The organism is Actinomycetota bacterium (genome assembly GCA_041658565.1).
Lineage (GTDB): Bacteria > Actinomycetota > AC-67 > AC-67 > AC-67 > JBAZZY01.
In genome coordinates, this window is sequence record JBAZZY010000001.1 from 390,499 (window position 1) to 407,358 (window position 16,860).

Sequence of the window (16,860 nt, forward strand, 5' to 3'; positions counted from 1 at the left end):
GTCACGGCAGCGGCCCTCGATCGTCAGGGGATGCCGCGTCCTCCTCCCGAAGCGAATCGTAGCCGGTCTTCTCCAGCTCGGCGGCGAGTTCCGGACCGCCGGAGCGCGCGACGCGCCCGTTGACGAGAACGTGAATGACGTCGGGCGTCACGTAGTTCAGGATCCGCTGATAATGCGTGATCAGCAACACTCCGACGTGATCGCCGGCTACCACGTTGATCCCCTCGGACACCGACTTCAGCGCGTCGATGTCCAGACCCGAGTCGGTTTCATCGAGGATCGCGAGGTCCGGTTCGAGCACGGCCATCTGCAAGATCTCGTTACGCTTCTTCTCGCCGCCGGAAAAGCCCTGGTTGACGTAGCGACGCACCATGTCGTCGCTCATGCCGAGCATCTCCATCTTGGTCTTCAGGAACCGGAAGAACTCCACCGCGCCCATCTCGCGCTCGGACACCGCGTTCTTGGCCGCACGCAAGAAGTTCACGACCGACACGCCGGGGATCTCCTGCGGATACTGGAAAGCGAGGAACATTCCGAGGCGCGCGCGCGCGTCCGGCGTCATCTCGAGCACGTTCTCGCCCTTGAATCGAACGGTCCCGCTGGTGACGTGATACCCCGGGCGCCCGGTGAGGACGTAGGAAAGCGTGCTCTTTCCCGAACCGTTCGGCCCCATGATCGCGTGCACTTCGCCACGGCGAATGACCAAGGACAAGCCTTTGATGATGTCGCCCTCGTGTCCGTCGACGCCGGCGCGCAAGTCCTGGATCTCGAGCAGCACTTCGCCGGGCGCGCGCTCGGTCGCGGCCGCTGCGGTCTGCGTCTTGGTCATCATGCCTCCACGAATACATCTCCGTCCGCGACTTCGATCGCGAACGTGGCTACCGGTTTGGTCGCCGGAAGCGACCGGGCCTCCCCCGTCGGAATATGGAACTGGGCCCCGTGCTTCGGGCACTCGATGCAGTCGTCGTCGATCTCGCCCAGCGACAGCGATGCTTCCTCGTGCGAGCAAGTGTCGGCGAGCGCGTAGAACGTGCCTTCGAGGTTGACGACGGCGATCGGCAGACCATCAACCTCTACCCGGGTGACCTCTCCCGGCGGCAACTCGCCGGTCGCGCACACGCGCACCCGCGTCACGGCGAATCCTCCAGCGCGAGTTCGTCTTCCACCGCGCGCTCCAAGGCGGTTCGCATCTCGGGAACACTCACGCGATCGAGCACTTCCTGGAAGAACCCCTTGACGTACAGTCGCTCTGCGTCGGCGGCACTCAGGCCGCGCGACTGCAGGTAGAAGAGCACCTCGTCATCGGGCCGACCGACCGAGACCGCGTGCGAACAACGCACGTCGTTGGTCTCGATCTCCAAGAACGGCTTCGGATCCGCGATCGCACCGTCGGAGAGCAACAGGTTCCGGTTGGTCTGCTGCGCGTCGGACTTCTGCGCGCCCTTGGTGATGTGCACCAAGCCCGAGTACACAGCGTGCGAACTGCCCTTGAGGGCGCCCTTGTAGTACAACTCGCTGGTGGTGTCGGGCGCGCGGTGAGCCTGCAGCGACCGGTTGTCGATGTGCTGCTCGTGGTCGCCGAAGTACACGCCGAGCATCTCCGAATGCGCGCCGCGACCGTCCAGCAAACTCTCGACCAACGAGCGCGACATCCGGCCGCCGAGCGTAACCGCCAGCGATCGCACCGACGCATCGCGATCGATGACCGCGCGCTGCACGTGGAAATGCCACACCGACTGCGCCAGGTCTTGCACCGCCAAGTAAGACACGTTCGCGCTCGGTGCCGCGTAGATCTCGACGGCCGAGGCGTTCACCGACGGGTCTTTGAGCGCAGCCGACGTGTACACGTCGATGTAGGTAATCGAAGAGGATTCCTCGGCGACCACGACGACGCGCGGGCACACCAACACGCCCTCGCGCGAGAGCCAGTGCAGCGTCTGGATCGGGAACGCAACCTCGACGCCGGCCGGTACGTAGACGAACACCCCGTCGCCGCGAAACGCGGAGTTCAGCGCGACGATCTTGGCTTCGTGGCCGCTGACGCCGCAGCGTCCGAGCCACGCCTTGACCAGTTCTTCGTGCTCGGTTGCGGCGCGCGCCAGCGAGGTGAAGATCACGCCGCGCGCAGCAAGCGAAGGGTCCAGAGACTGATGCACCGCGACCGCGTCTACGTGAACCGCGAGTCCGGCGCGATCGCCGACGACGCCGAGTGCATCTTGCGCTTGGGCCGGAACCGCATCGAGACCACCGACCGCAGTCGGAGCCGCAACCTCAGTTGTGAGCGAGGTGAAGTCCAGGCCGCTCAAGTCGGTGTGGCGCCACTCCTCCTCGGTGCCGTCCGGCCAAGGCAGCGAAGAGAACAGAGAAAACGCAGCAGACCGGACTTCGGCGAGCCACGCGGGATCGCCCGTACGCGCGGCCAGGCGCGCAGATGCCTCAGATGTAAACGGATCGCTCATGATGTTCGCTGCGGCCGGCGGACTAGCCAACCGAGCCTTCCATCTGCATTTGGATCAACCGGGTCAACTCGACAGCGTACTCCATGGGCAATTCCTTGGTGATCGGCTCGATGAAGCCGTTCACGATCATCCCCATGGCCTCCGTCTCGTTGATTCCGCGGCTCATCAAGTAGAAGAGCTGCTCCTCGCCGACCTTGGACACCGTCGCCTCGTGGCCGATCGACGCCGTGCGATTGGCGATCTCCATGTACGGGTAGGTGTCCGAGCGCGAATCCTCATCAAGGATCAGCGCGTCGCAGCGCACGAAGGTCTTGACGTCGTCCGCCTCGGAATCCACCTTCACCAGTCCTCGATAGCCGGTGCGACCGCCGTAGGCGGAAACCGACTTCGAAATAATCTGTCCGGAGGTGTTCGACGCGGCGTGAACGATCTTTCCGCCGGCGTCTTGGTGCTGTCCGGCGCCAGCAAACGCGACCGAGAGAACCTCTCCGCGCGCGCCGTCGCCGACCAAGTAGATCGACGGGTACTTCATGGTGATCTTCGAGCCGATGTTTCCGTCCACCCACTCCATGACCGCGTTCTCGTGCGCAACCGCGCGCTTGGTCACCAAGTTGTAGACGTTGTTCGACCAGTTCTGAATCGTCGTGTAACGGCAGCGCGCGTTCTTGTTTACGACGATCTCGACCACGGCCGAGTGAAGCGAGTCACTGGAGTAGATCGGCGCCGAGCACCCTTCGACGTAGTGAACGTAAGCGCCCTCATCGACGATGATCAGCGTCCGTTCGAACTGGCCCATGTTCTCTTTGTTGATGCGGAAGTAGGCCTGCAGCGGGATCTCGACGCTGACGCCGGGCGGAACATAGATGAACGATCCACCCGACCACACGGCGGTGTTCAACGCTGCGAACTTGTTGTCGTTCGGCGGGATGATCTTGCCGAAGTAGCGGCGCACGATGTCGGGGTGCTCGCGAAGACCGGTGTCCATGTCCGAGAAGAACACGCCCTTGTCTTCGAGGTCCTTGCGCACGGAGTGGTATACGACTTCGGAGTTGTGAACGACGAACCCCTCGGCGACGAAGTTGTGATGGCCCTCGACTTCGATGTCGTAGACCGGCTCCACCCCGACTGCGGTAACCGAGTCGATGCGCACGAACCCCAGCATGTCGCTCGTGTGCGTGCGGAAGGTCGTCCCTTTCGCACTGCGATACCCGTGACTGTATATGCGCGCGCCAAGCCGCTCCCGACGCTTCGGGGAGCGACATGGAACTCGATCGAACCGTCCGCTGAGAGAGACTCGGTACGCCGTGGTCGTTTCCTGCGGCCGCCGAACACCACGCCCCGAGAACGCGGTTACGCGCCGCGACCGGATCCCGGACAGTGCCGCGAGTTTCGCCGTGTCTTCCAGAAGGTCCTTGCTGACGCTCGTGAGCACGATGTCCTTGTTCGACGGATGCGCGCGCACGTAGCCGTCGGCGTCCACGTACCCGGCAAGAAACGCAAGACGCTGCGACGCCGGGACACCGAAGACCCAGTCGGGGATTCGCTTTGTATGGGACGTCCCACCAAGGCCGTTAAAGAGAAGGAAATCGGCCAGCACGCCGGTTCCCCGGCCGCAGAGGCGGAATCCATCCTTGGCCATCGACATCTCGATGCCGAACAACTCCCGCGTTACGCGGGTGATCTCGGCGATGAGATCGATGTCCTTGCCGTCCACGGCGATCTCGACGCTCAGGTACCCGCTCCGGTTATGGATGTAGCCGTCCCCAATGTAGAGGCCGGCCCACCAGCACAGGTCGTCGGACGACGCGGCCGGGAAGCGATCCGCTTCGGGCCGGTCCGGGCGGTGGAGTGTTGCCGGGTTCCCATAGTCGGGAACGTCGGTCGCGATCGCGACCAGATCGCCGACGCGCAGATCTTCGGCAGGGACCCAGCGCGACTCGAAACGAGCGCGAACGCGTCCCGGCTTACGGCTGTCACGCAGAACAAGGAAGGGATGATTCGCCGACGCGCCGATCGCAGCGCCGCGGGCACGAATCTCTAGGATCTCCTTCTCGCCGGAGGATCCCGCTGCGCGCACGCGCGCAACCTCGATCCTGCGCGCCTCTTCGTCCAGCGCGAAGACCTCATCTCCGGGCTGCAGTTCCTTGATGAAGCGCATGCCGTTCGTCGTCCACACGGTCGTCGATCCGCGCAAGCACTCGTACTGAGCTGTGACGCCGCCGAGGAACTCGCGCTCGGCTTCGGGGATCCCGAGCTTCACGTAGGTGTTCCTGATGTCTTCGGGGAGGTCGTCCCAGGACTTCACCTGCTCTTCGAGCGGCTTGACGTAGTAGTAGATGTCGTCGAAGTCGATCACCGACAGGTCGGCGCCCCAGGTCGGCATCGGGCGGCGAAGGAAACTCTCGTAGGCCTTGACGCGGATCTTTGTCATCCACTCGGGCTCGTTCTTGCCGCGCGAAATCTCTTCAACGACCTCTAGCGAAAGGCCCTTCTTCGGGACGTTGACCGACGTCGACTCGTCGTGCCAGCCGTATCGGTACGCCTTGCCCAGATCGAGATCTTGGGCCTTCGCCACCATGCCGCTCTCTCCTGATTCCACCCGATCGCCTCGTCAATTCCTATGCTATCAGGCGGAATTAGATTCCACCATCGCCTTAGCGGGCTTTCATGGGCCTGACCTGGGAGTTCTTAACTCCCACCTTCCGACTCGGGAGCCTACCCCACCAGCGACCCAACGTCACACGAGGCGAAGTCTAGCCGGGGATTTGACCCTCGGGAACGCGAGGGAGGCTCGCTTCTTGGATTGCCGGGCACGGGGCCGGCCGTTAGCCTGCCGCCATGGCAGCCGACCAGGACCACGTGCTCGAGACGTTCCTTTCGTTCTGGGTGGCGCGCGGAGTGATGGCAGCCGTCGAAATGGACGTCTTCGAGATTCTGGAGGGCGACGGTCTGAGCTTGGAGGCCGCCGGCGCGCGCCTCGGACTCGCCTCACGCCCGGCACGCGCCCTGCTGGACACCTGCGTGGCCGCGCGCCTGCTCACCAAGTCCGACGGCGTCTACCGAAACACCGAAGCCGCCTCGCGCTATCTGCACAGTGCGAGCGAGCACTCGGTGCGCAACTACGTCCTGGACGAACGGTGGTGCTGGGGGGCTTGGGGCCGCCTGGACGAGGCGCTTCGCGCGGATGCCCCGACGCTTCCCCAAGACGACGACGGTTATCACACCTTCCCCGCCGAGTTCTTCCTCGACTTCCTGCACGGGCACTCACTGCGCATGGGCGAGCAACTTGCGACCGCGGTGGACTTCTCGGGGCTCACGCGCGTGATGGACGTCGGCGGCGGTTCCGGCGCGGTGTCGATCGCGCTTTGCCGCGCGAACCCTTCTCTGCACGCCGTCGTCGTCGATCGAGACGAAGTGCTGCGCGCGGCCGCCGCACACATCGCGCGCGCCGGTCTTTCCCAGCGCATCACGACGCATCCTGCAAACGTCTTTTCGGATCCGCTCCCCGAGGACTGCGACGGCGCGGTGATCGCGAACATGCTGCACGACTTCTCCCCCACCAAGGCGCGCGAGATCCTGGCGCGCGTCGCCGCGGCGCTTCCATCGGGCGCGCGCCTGGTGATCATGGAGATGGCACCAAACGACGACCGAAGCGACCCACCGATCGCCGTTGCGTTCGCGCTGACGATGATCGTCAACACCGAAGGCGGCGACGCATACACAGTGCCCGAATACCGCACGTGGCTGGAAGAAGCCGGCTTCGACGTGGAGCGAGTCGTACCTCTCGGTGGGCGGATCGTCACCACCGCGATCGAAGCGCGAAAGCGCTAGAACATTCCCATCGCTAGGCGCGCTTCTTCGCTCATGCACTCCATCGTCCACGGCGGGTCGAACGTCAAGCGCGCGTCCACGAAGTTCACGCCCGGCAACACCGTAAGGACCTGCTGCATTTGCTGCTCGATCATCGGTCCGATCGGGCACCCCATCGTCGTCAGCGTGTAGGAGAGCGTGACGATGCCCTCATCCAGGGTTACGTCGTAGACCAGCCCGAGGTCGACGACGTTGATGCCAAGTTCCGGATCGATGACGACCTTGAGGGCCTCGAGGAGCTGCTCGCGCGTAGGCGCCTCGGTGGATGCGACTGGATCACTCATGCCGTCATGCTAGCGCGCGTTCTTGTGCTGCGGGGCGCCACCGAACCAGCAGGCGCGCGCGGAACCGCCACAGAACTCGCAGCACCGGGCGGCCGAGCGTGACGATGAGCAGGGCGTTGACCACGGCGCGCGCCGAGTCCCACGCAAGCGAGGTCAGCAGGTAAAAGCGCCAGTAGCGACCTGCGGCAGCCGCGGCACCGAGTCCGGGCGTCCAGGAAATATCCGTACTTCCCGCTTGGAACGGCCAGAACCACACATTGATGAGCGCCCCAAATCCCAGTCCCGCGGCCCATCCGTAGACGGCGAGCACCGCGACCGCCCACGGACGCGACACCCGGCGACCGAGCATCTTCCCGACCATGCCGGCGCCGAGTCCGACCCAGCCGAGCGCCCACATTTGAAACGGCAACCACGGCCCCACTCCGCCGGTGATCACCGCCGACGCCGCCATGCTGGAGGCGCCGAGCATGAATCCGAACCGAGGCCCGAACACGTAACCGCAAAGGATCGGCAAGATGAACATCAGACTCGCGCCTGCGAGCGCGCCGGGCAGTCGAAGCACAGCGTTCACGCCCGACAGCACGCCGAGCAGCGCGATCTGCTTCGCGTCCATGCGGCCGGCGCGCGCCTCGGTGACCGCCACCGCGATCAACAACACTCCGAACACAGAGAAGAGCACCGGCGCCTCAGACGCGTGCGACATCGTGCGGTTGGCCGCGGTCACCGGACCGAGGAAGAACGGATACATGAATGCCGCAACGCCCAAGGCGTGGGTCGCAAAGGTCAGCGCAGCCGCAGCAACACTGGTCGCGCGCGAAGGCTCTGCGCCGCGCGTCATCCGGCACTCACCGCGGCCAGTGCGTCCTCGACGGTGAGAATCCTGGCATCGGAGAAGACCTTGTTCATCTGCGACCCGAACAAAGTGGATTCGCCGAGCACGTCGCGCACCGGACCATCCAGCACGATCGATCCTGCGGAAAGGAGCACGACCCGCGTCGCAACGCGGGCGACCAACTCCACGTCGTGGGTCACCAATAGCGTCGCGCGCCCGGCCGCGCGCCACGCGGCGAGGTCGTGCGCCAATCGATCCTTGCCCGCAGCGTCCATGCCTCGCGTCGGCTCGTCCAGTAGCACGACACGCGGATCGCCGGCCGTCGCCGCGAGAAGAGCCACCCGCAATCGTTGGCCCGCGGAAAGGTCCCGCGGGTCTGCGGTTGCGAAGTCCGCCAGTCCTGCCGACGCTAGAAGCACGTCGACGTCTTCGTGCGGCGCGCGCGCGGCCAGCGTGAAGCGAATCTCGTCCCGTACGTTTTCGTGGAACAGCAGCGCGTCGGCGGCCTGCGGAACGTAAGCGACGCGCGCGGCGAGTCGCTCGACCGGCACGTTCGCAGGATCCAACCCCGCGACCGTGCGGCGCCCCGCGTGCGGACGCAGCAATCCAACAAGCGCGCGCAACAAGGTTGTCTTCCCAGATCCGTTGCGCCCGACGATCGCAACCGTCTCGCCGGCCGACACCCGAAGGTCGATCCCGCGAACCACCTCGCGCGCGCCCAGAGCGACGCGCATTCCCTCGACCTCCACCAACGACTCGCCGAACGAGGGCGCCGGGGTCTGCACCGGCGCGAGTTGATCACGAAGCGCCGACGCGAACGCGCGCCCTTCGCGAACCGTCAGAGGAAGCGGTTCCCAACCGAGCGCGCGCCCGATGCGGGACAGCGGCGTGGCAACCCCGTTGCGCCCGAGAACGTCGCGCGGCGTTCCGTCGCACGCTATCCGCCCGTCGTGCAGAACGATCATCCGGTCCGCGTACTGCACCACGCGTTCGAGTCGATGCTCGACCAGCACGATGGTCAGTCCAAGGTCGGCGTTCAGACGGTGCAGCACTCCGAGCACGTCCTCCGCGGACTGCGGATCGAGTTGGCTGGTCGGCTCATCGAGCACCAAGCACTTCGGCTGCGCGGCGAGCACGCCGGCGATCGCCACGCGCTGCCGCTCGCCGCCGCTGAGAGTTTCCAGTCGCCGGTCGCGAAGGTGTGAGATCGCCAGAGCGTCCAGGACCTCTTCCATTCGCTTGCGCATCAAGATCGGCGCAACCCCGAGGTTCTCCATCGCAAAGACGATCTCGTCCTCGACCCGATCCACGACCGCTTGCGACTCGGGGTCTTGCGCGACGAACCCGACGACGTCGGCTAAGTCGCGTGGCGCGTGCGTCCGAGTGTCGCGCCCTCCCGTGAGAACCGTTCCGGCGAACTCCCCGCCGTGGAAGTGAGGGACGAGGCCTGTGATCGCGCGCGCCAAGGTGGACTTCCCGCCGCCCGAGTCGCCGGCGATCACGACCATCTCGCCATCGCGCACGCGCAGCGACACCCCATCGAGCGCCCACGTGGAACTCCCCGGGTATCGGTAACGAACGTCCCGAAGTTCGATCATGCCGCCGCCCTTTCGGCCGGCGCTGCGTGGGATTCCGACGCTCGCCGCATACGCGCCGTACGCGCCGAGGCGAGCCCCACAGGCAAGACCAGCGCTGCAGCGAGCGCAATCAGGCGCGCGTCCAGCGCCGGCCAAGACACCGACGGATATGCGTACCAGTGGGCACCGCCGAGTTTGCTCGCCGCAACCGTAAACGCCATCAAAGCGAAGGACCCGCCGATGAGAACGCGATCCCAAACGTCGGCCGGATCAGGACGAAAGCGCGTGCGCTGCACCGAACGCGCCAGCGCGCGCAAGGCCCCGGCAAGACCCGCCCCACCGAGCACCGCCAGCGCCGCTCCCGGGAGCGTGCGTCCGAACAGCACCAGAGCACCGCCTGCGGTAACCGCGCACAGCGAGACCAGTGCGGCGCTGCGCGCTGCGGCCTCGACGCGATCGGGAATACGTTGCGCGCGCCCGTACCCTCGCGACTCCATCGACGCCGCCAGGGTGAGCGAGCGCTCCAGCGCGTTCGCGAGCACCGGCACAACCAGCGGACGGAGCGACCGGAGCCCGCGAAACCGATGCCCGCGCAAACGCTGCGCGTCACGAACCGATGCAGCCGAGCGCATCAGCACCGGAATGAACGCGAGCGCGATCCCGAGCACCAGCCCCGCTTCGAACGCGAACCGCGGCAGCAGGCGCAGCACGCGATAGGTCTCGACAACCGACATGAACACGCCGAAGCACACCAAGAACGCAGCGATCTTCAGGCCGTCGGCCAACTGCTGTCCGAGCACTTCACCTGTGACGGCGCCGCCCAGGGAAAACCCACCGAGCCATTGCGGGAGCCCCACCGAGGGAAGAGTCACCAGAGTCGTGGACCCCGCATGACCGGTGAGCCCGAACAGCGCGACGCGCGCCGCGAGGAAGACCAAGCCGATCTTGAGCATGAGTAGGTACGAACGGCCCTCGGGCCCCGGCGCTGCGAACGCGACCGCGACCACGGCCAGCGCTGCGATAGCCGTCAGCGTGACAAAAGGATTGCCGATCACGAGCACCAATGTCGCGGCCGACGCGCACCAGGCGAGCCACGCGGTCGCATGGAAGCCCGGTGCCGGTTCGGAGTTCATCCTTGTTCGCGGCGGCGCGCGCGCGCAATGCGCGCGCCCCACACCCCGAGTCCTCCGAGAACGGCGGCCAACCCGACGCCTCCCGCAGCGCCCGGCGCACTCGAACGTGCTCCGGCGGCGCTCCCCTCGGGGCCGACCGCCGAGCCCGGCGGGGTGGATTCAATGATTCCGGCCGACGGCGCACCCTGCAGCGCGGACGGCGACGGACTCACGCCAACCGGCGTCGCAAACGTCGAGAACGGAGAAGGCGATCCGGCCGCCGTAGACCGAGGCGCCGACGTGCCGCCGGTTTCGCGGACCGCAGGAGATGTGACTGGGTCAACGTGCTCCCCGCGCTCGCAGACTCCGGCCAACGTCGACGGCGCCGGGGATCCGAGTCCCTGCTGGTGTTGACCCCAACGCCAGCCCTCCAAATCTCCGTCGCGCACGCGCGTGGATCCGGGACCGCCGTTGGCGTAACGCCACGCGCCGCTGGACGAATCGATCCGGTAGTAGCCCCAGAACGTGCAGGTCTTCACGCCCGCGTCCAGGCACTGGCAGAAGCAAGGCTTCGCCGGGTAGTCGCACCCCTCGCCGCCGATCTTGCAGATGGTGACGCTTCCGCCGCCGTAGTCCTGATACACGATCGCCAGGCCGGTCCGCTCCAACAACTCGAAACCCGAGATCGAGTCCTCGGTGAACGAAACGCAGAACTCACGCGTGGACAGATCTCCGAACTCGATCACGATTCCGGCGTGGTTTGCTCGTCCCGCCGCGGCGAGCGTCCTGCAGGGCGCGGCCACGGCGGGACGAGTCGGCACGAGCAGCAGCGACCCGGCCAGAACTACGCCGAGCGCGACCGCGCGCGCCGCACGCGTCATTGCATCAGCACCAAGTCGAGTCGGCGACGCACGCGAGCGGCTTGCCGACGACGGCCGGAACCGCCTGCACCGTCGCCATGACCTTGTCCCAGTCCGAGAAGAAAGACCCGTCGGCGTTCTGGTGCGCCACAAGCCACCCAACCGGCGTTGAACCCTTCGTCCACGCGGCACTACCGATGTCTTCTCCGGCAGCAACGAGAGCCTCGATCACATAGGCCGTCGAATTCACATCCGCCGTGCACACCGGCGAGCAAAACGCCCCGACCCTCTGGTAAGCGAACCCGCCTTCGTCGTCCTGGTTGAGCGCGAGGAACTGCAGGGCGCGCGCAATCGCAACGTCGGTCACGCCGGGAATCGGCTCGGCCACCAACAAGGCCTGCACCGCGAGCGCAGTGTCATTGGTGTCGGACAAGTACGGATCGACCGGAGCGCCGCTGAACCCCCAGCCGCCATCGGGAGCCTGACCCTTGAGAATCTGCAGCGCCGTGGTCGCGTCCTGGGGAACACCGGCAGCCGCCAGCCCGAGCATCGCGAAAGCCTGACCCGGCAAGCCCGTGTCGTAGGACCCCGCAACGGCGGCATCGGTCAATGCGGCGACGAGGTTCTTTCCCCCGAAGACGCGCGGATCCTGCCCGGCGGCCTTCGCCGCGAGCAACACCTTGCCGATGGTGCCGGGCCCCGCGGTGATCGCAGCCGCGGCGTTGCTCTTGAGGAACTCGACGGCCGAGGGCGACGGCGTCTGCCCGGCGGCCTTCATCGCCAAGACGAACTCCGCGGTGCGGCCGACGTCCGAACCCAGGCTTCCGTTGGCAGCTTGCTGCTCCAGCAGCCACCCAACGCCCTTAGTCGCCGACTGCGCCGGGGTGGTGGCCATCGCAGACCCCCAACCCAAGGCGGACAGGGCCATGACGAGTGCCACGACACGCCGAAAAATGAAAATCCCCTTGCCTGTTGGCAAGGGGGCTGCAATGCGGGATACCTGCATTGCTCCTCCCCCTTTCGCACGAAGGTTGATCCGGAGCTACGCGGACGGTGGGTACCCTGGCTCGCCGCGCCGCCTCGTGGGCGGCCATCGGCCTACAGTTGCGGGACAGCGCCGGACTTGGACCGGCTTCCCCCTCGGTGGCTCCTAGCTTCCGTGCTTTGGAGCACCGCCGCGTGCGTTATTCGGTTTACAAGGTGCGCGGCCGAGCGTACTGGGACGAACCGCGTACCTCAAGTCGACAGGGCCGTTTCCGGGGCCACGGATGACGTCCCGTAGTGAAAACGGGCGCAATACGGCCCCGATCGCACACATCGAGGGAATGCGAGGTCGGCGCGCGCCATTCCGGATTCCCTCCCGCGCCGGCAGGCATCAACCCCGAACGCGTCGAAACCACACAAAACGAAAGCCCAGGGTGAGGGTCGATGGCTGGGAGACGGAGATGAGAACACTGCGGGTCAAAGTGCTGTTCGTTCTGGCCGCATGCACGATGACGGCCGCCGGGCTGGCGGCAAGGGCAACCGAATCGACGCTGATCGCCGGCGCGGCCAAGCAAAACATGACGCCGTTCACCGTCATCCCCGGCGTCACGACGCCCAACGCGAACTCGGACTCGGCTGCATCGAACTCCGACGGCCTCCCCGGCGAACTCTGGGATACCTTCGAGCCGGAGTCAGGGCTCGCAAGCGCCGGCCAAGTCACCCAAAGCGGCATCTGGGGCGAGGCGTTCACCGACACCAACGCGAACAGACGCTACGACGTCGGAGAGTCCTTCACCGACGACCCGGTCAACACGCGGCTTGACCCGGGCTCGGCAAACAAGTGGGACGGGATCTACATGCCCGGCTTCGGCCAAGACCGAGTTCCCCTCGGAGCCTTCGATCCGATCTGGGCGCGCGCGCTCTACGTCAAGGATCCGACCACCGGCCTCGCCTTCGCGCAAGCCTCGATCGACGTGATCGGGTGGTTCAGCGACTGGAACGACCGCATCGTCGCCACCGCAAAGCAGATGGACCCGAACCTGGACCTGCAGTACCTGATCGTCTCGCACACTCACGACCACGAGGCAGTCGACACGGTAGGAATGTGGGGTGCGGACCTCACCAGCGACGGCAAGTACCCCAAGTACATGCGCTACATCGAGTACAAGATCGCGCAAGCCGTCGTGGACGCGGCGCACGCAGCGGCTCCCGCCAAGTTCCGGTTCGGAGAGATCACCCCGGCAACGAAGTTCACGACCGTCAACGGAACTCCCGATGAGAGCCTCGCCGGACTTCAGTCGCGGAACTCGTGCCGCACTCCGTGGGTCTTCGACGACGAACTGCGCGTGATGCAAGTCGCCGACGTTTCCACAGGCAACACGATCGCGACCCTGGACAACTGGGGCACGCACGTCGAGTCGATGGAAGACAACAACGTCTACCTCTCCTCCGACTTCGCCCACACGATCCGCTCGACCATCGAGGACGAGTTCGGCGGCGTGGCGATCCATACCCAGGGTGCTCAAGCCGCGGCCGAGGTCGTCGGTGACTCGTGCATGCGTCGCTGGCACCGCGACACTTTCGACGGCGAGACATTCGCCGTCGATCCCGAGAGCGGTGAGCCGATCGTGTTCAAGACATCCGATCTCGTCGGCGCGCGCAACCGCACCTACGCGCTCGGGCGCGTCGCCGGGAGCGCCGCGGTGCGCGCGATCGAAAGCGCTCCGTGGGAGACCCCGGCGGCCGTCGACGACTTCACAGCGCAAGACCTCTTCGTTCCGATCAACAACGAAGGGCTCGTCGCGCTCACAGCCGCCGGTGTGATCGACAAGCCGGCCTACGTGGGCTCGACATCGGCAACCGCCACGGCGGCGGACCTGACCGGCGTCCGCGCCGGCGCGCCGGGCGGCGTAGACGGCAAGACAACGGTGTACGCGTGGAAGATCGGCTCGGCGTCGTTTGTGACCGCGCCGGGCGAGCTGCTCCCGGAGATCTACTGGGGCCTCGGGTCGCACAACCGCGCGACACCCGTGGCGCCCAACGACCACTTCGACTACATCTCGCCGAACCCCGACGCGCTCGCGTGCGCGGCGCGGCCTTTCTCGTACGAAAACGTCCGGGGCGCGAACACCGGGCGCGCGTTCGAGCCCGGGATCCGCGCGGCGCAGGTCGCCAAATTCGGCACCGCGCACAACTTCCTGCTCGGCTACACGCCCGACCTGCTCGGCTACATCGTCGCCGGCTACGACTTCGCCTGGTATGCGGCGCCACCGGCGCACGGCGTCGGGCTGGGATCGCTGCACGGAGCCTGGGGCCGCGACGAGGCGCCGGACCCGTGCGCCGACATCGCGCCGGACCTTGAGTTCGGCGTTCACTACAACAACCACTACCAAGAGACGAACTCAGCGGGCTCGATGCTTGCGCCGGCATACGCGTGCACTGTCTGGGAAATGCTCGGCCTCGACCCGGCAACATCGGCTGAGGGCAAGGGCGCGTGCGACGACTGGCACGCATGGAAGACGGCAAGCTTGATTCACACGCGCGTCGATGCGGACGTGTGCGACCAGTCAAGCGACACCGACTGCGTACGCCACTACTAGACCGCAAGCAACAGGAGGAAAGCCATGCGCCGCACAACCGCGATGGGATTGCTGCTCGTTCTGATCACTGCGTTCGCGCTCACACCCGCGCGCGCGACCGACCCGCCGACCGTCTACAAGGTCGGCGCGGCGAAGCGCTCGATCAACCCCGACCCCGACGGGACGTTCGCCGGAAAGCCTGTCTACCTCGGAGGCTATGGCATCGGTTCCGGAGGACTGTGGGACGCGGGCGGCCTGTCACGGCCGGCCGCGACCGGGATCCTGGGTCCGGGGATCTTCGCGCGCGCCTTCGTCGTCTCACCCGACGACAACCCCGCGCACGCGCTCGTGCTCACCTCGATCGAGACCCAAGGCTTCTTCGTCGCCTACCAGCAAGGCCCCTACGGCGTCGAAGACATGCGCAAGGCCGTGCAGGAAACCGTAGGGATTCCCGCCGAGCAGGTCATTATCGGAGCCAACCACTCACACGCGGGTCCCGACACCCTCGGCGTCTGGGGCGGAGTGCCGACCGAATACCTCCAGTACATCAAGGACCAGACGATCGGTGCGATCGCCGATGCGTGGGGCGCGCACAAGGACGCAACCCTTTGGTTCGGAACCGCCGAAGCCAATCCGGGCGGCGATGACAACCTGATCTCCAACCAGTTCGGCGACGACCCGGCCAACACCACGATGGACAGCGAGTTGCGAGTGCTCCAGGCACGCGACCCCTCCGACGGTAAGGCGTTCGCCACCATGCTCAACCTGTCCGCGCACCCAACCGTCATGGGGGGCGACAACACGCTCGTCTCGGCCGATTGGCCGGGTCCGGCCGCCGTTGATCTCGCCGCCCAATACGGCGGTGAAGCGGTCGTCGTGGAAGGCGCGATCGGACGCAGCCAACCCAACGACGGCCCCTCGTTCAACTCCACGGAGTGCGGACCCAAAGAGGACCTCGCGCGCGACTACTGCGCCGTCGAGCACTACGCCGGGCGAGTCGTGGCGCGCGCGAACGATGCACTCGAGCACGCCGAAGCGCTAACCGGTCCAGCGGTCGTGAACGGACACTCGTACCTGATCGTCGACGCCGGGCACAACGCGATCCTGCTCGGCGCGATGGTTGCCGGATCCGTGATCGGCGTGCCGATCCAGCGCTCGATCCTGCCACCGTGGAGCGCCGGCAACCTGATCGGCACCGTTACGTTCTCCGCGCGCATCGGAGACCTGCTCTTCTCCGGAGGACCGGGCGAGTTGTACCCGCAGATCCCGGCGACCGTGAGCGCGGCAACCCCCGGCATGAAGGGCCACTTCGTCTTCGGCCTCGCCGGAGACACGCTCGGCTACATCATCGCGCCGTTCCCCGACGCGTATCCCGAGCCGATGCGCCAATCGCTGTTTGACGGGGACCAATCCGATCCGACCACGTGGGGCTTCGACCCGATCGGAAACGACAACTACTTCTTCAACGTGAGCCACACGCTCGGAGAGCGAGTCGCGTGCTCCTTGCTCCGAGGAGCCGGCGAAGTTACCGGCGTCGGGTCGGCTCTGTGGAGCGCGCGCGCGCAATGCGCCGCCTTCGCAAACGACGCCGCCCTCCCCGCGGGCGCCGACACCCTGGCCCCCACGACGCCGTAAAGGTCGCCGGCGACATCCGGCGGCGCGCGCCCGTCGGGTCAGCGACTGGGGTTGGCGGGTTATGACTTCTTCGGTCCCCAGAGCGGGTAGTCGAGTCCGGCGAGCCGGTTAATGATGATTCCCTGCAGCACGAGCAGCAGAACACCGAGCATCAGCACGACAAGCTGAATGGGCTTGGCGAGCACGCCCAGACTGACGATCAACGTCGTTGCGCCGGCCGGCGGGTGAGGTACCTTCAGCCAGACCATCAGACCCGCGGTCAGCCCGAGCGACATCGCCGCAGCACCGACGCGGCCGGCGGAGACTCCGACCGCAATCGCCGGACCCGCGTGAAGCAAGCCGAACACCGCCAGCGAGAGATACCCGGCCGCGGTGCCGATGAGGTGTCCGACGAGAGTGTTGCGCGGAGACGCAGCCGGCGTGTTCGGTGTGTAGAAGAGCAAGAACGCGGTCGGCCCAAGTGACGGAAAGATGAACGGCTGACGAGTCACGAAGGCGGCACCCGCCATGATGCCGATCGACAGGGATCCATTCACGAAAGCGAACAGCCCCATCACGGCCGTCGAGTTGTGGCGGCGAACCAGCGCGGGCAAATGGAATCTCCGGCCCAAGCCGAGCACAACATCGGACATGCGGCCGCCGATTGGATAGCGGACTTCGTCGTTCAT

The 16,860-nt window shown here is 66.2% G+C and carries 14 protein-coding genes and 1 riboswitch; of the genes, 3 read left to right on the top strand and 11 right to left on the bottom strand.

What is annotated here, in order from left to right; translation table 11 throughout:
• Position 1: 1 nt before the first annotated feature.
• The 4 genes from sufC to sufB are packed head-to-tail and all read right to left on the bottom strand — an operon-like array spanning position 2 to position 5,037.
• A complete protein-coding gene (sufC, locus tag WDA27_02015; GenBank protein MFA5889722.1) occupies positions 2–832 on the bottom strand; it encodes a Fe-S cluster assembly ATPase SufC in 831 nt (276 codons plus the stop codon).
• Positions 829–1,134: a non-heme iron oxygenase ferredoxin subunit gene (locus WDA27_02020; GenBank protein ID MFA5889723.1), complete on the bottom strand. Its 306-nt coding sequence runs from the start codon at positions 1,132–1,134 to the stop codon at positions 829–831. Before WDA27_02020 ends, sufC begins: the two co-directional genes overlap by 4 nt.
• Positions 1,131–2,489, bottom strand: coding sequence for a Fe-S cluster assembly protein SufD (gene sufD, locus WDA27_02025; GenBank protein ID MFA5889724.1), 1,359 nt, complete (start codon positions 2,487–2,489; stop codon positions 1,131–1,133). The genes WDA27_02020 and sufD overlap by 4 nt, the downstream gene beginning before the upstream one ends.
• Positions 2,482–5,037: a Fe-S cluster assembly protein SufB gene (gene sufB / locus WDA27_02030; GenBank protein MFA5889725.1), complete on the bottom strand. Its 2,556-nt coding sequence runs from the start codon at positions 5,035–5,037 to the stop codon at positions 2,482–2,484. Before sufB ends, sufD begins: the two co-directional genes overlap by 8 nt.
• Positions 5,038–5,297: 260 nt before the next feature.
• Here sufB and WDA27_02035 point away from each other — a divergent pair, with 260 nt between their 5' ends.
• Positions 5,298–6,290, top strand: a complete 993-nt coding sequence (locus tag WDA27_02035; GenBank protein ID MFA5889726.1) for a methyltransferase — start codon at positions 5,298–5,300, stop codon at positions 6,288–6,290.
• Here WDA27_02035 and WDA27_02040 read toward each other — a convergent pair.
• The 6 genes from WDA27_02040 to WDA27_02065 are packed head-to-tail and all read right to left on the bottom strand — an operon-like array spanning position 6,287 to position 11,889.
• Positions 6,287–6,613: a metal-sulfur cluster assembly factor gene (locus tag WDA27_02040; protein MFA5889727.1), complete on the bottom strand. Its 327-nt coding sequence runs from the start codon at positions 6,611–6,613 to the stop codon at positions 6,287–6,289. The two genes, WDA27_02035 and WDA27_02040, sit on opposite strands and share 4 nt — an antisense overlap.
• A gap of 4 nt (positions 6,614–6,617) precedes the next feature.
• Entirely contained in the window at positions 6,618–7,451 is an 834-nt protein-coding gene (locus WDA27_02045) for an ECF transporter S component (protein ID MFA5889728.1), read from the bottom strand.
• Positions 7,448–9,043: an ATP-binding cassette domain-containing protein gene (locus tag WDA27_02050; protein ID MFA5889729.1), complete on the bottom strand. Its 1,596-nt coding sequence runs from the start codon at positions 9,041–9,043 to the stop codon at positions 7,448–7,450. The genes WDA27_02045 and WDA27_02050 overlap by 4 nt, the downstream gene beginning before the upstream one ends.
• Positions 9,040–10,155 (bottom strand): energy-coupling factor transporter transmembrane component T, encoded by a 1,116-nt coding sequence (locus WDA27_02055; GenBank protein MFA5889730.1) that lies wholly within the window; start codon positions 10,153–10,155, stop codon positions 9,040–9,042. The genes WDA27_02050 and WDA27_02055 overlap by 4 nt, the downstream gene beginning before the upstream one ends.
• The gene (locus tag WDA27_02060) at positions 10,152–11,015 is read right to left on the bottom strand and encodes a hypothetical protein (protein MFA5889731.1); all 864 of its coding nucleotides are present in this window, start codon (positions 11,013–11,015) and stop codon (positions 10,152–10,154) included. Before WDA27_02060 ends, WDA27_02055 begins: the two co-directional genes overlap by 4 nt.
• A gap of 4 nt (positions 11,016–11,019) precedes the next feature.
• On the bottom strand, positions 11,020–11,889 hold the full coding sequence (locus WDA27_02065) for a prenyltransferase/squalene oxidase repeat-containing protein (GenBank protein MFA5889732.1): 870 nt from the start codon (positions 11,887–11,889) through the stop codon (positions 11,020–11,022).
• Positions 11,890–12,028: 139 nt separating this feature from the next.
• Positions 12,029–12,186: riboswitch (cobalamin riboswitch) on the bottom strand.
• A 253-nt stretch (positions 12,187–12,439) separates the two neighbouring features.
• Between WDA27_02065 and WDA27_02070 the strand changes: the two genes are divergently transcribed.
• Both WDA27_02070 and WDA27_02075 read left to right on the top strand, forming a co-directional pair.
• On the top strand, positions 12,440–14,578 hold the full coding sequence (locus WDA27_02070; protein ID MFA5889733.1) for a hypothetical protein: 2,139 nt from the start codon (positions 12,440–12,442) through the stop codon (positions 14,576–14,578).
• 24 nt (positions 14,579–14,602) lie between these two features.
• Complete coding sequence (locus WDA27_02075; protein MFA5889734.1) at positions 14,603–16,192, top strand: hypothetical protein; 1,590 nt, start codon at positions 14,603–14,605, stop codon at positions 16,190–16,192.
• Between the two features lie 59 nt (positions 16,193–16,251).
• Here WDA27_02075 and WDA27_02080 read toward each other — a convergent pair whose 3' ends face one another.
• Positions 16,252–16,860, bottom strand: a complete 609-nt coding sequence (locus tag WDA27_02080) for an HPP family protein (GenBank protein MFA5889735.1) — start codon at positions 16,858–16,860, stop codon at positions 16,252–16,254.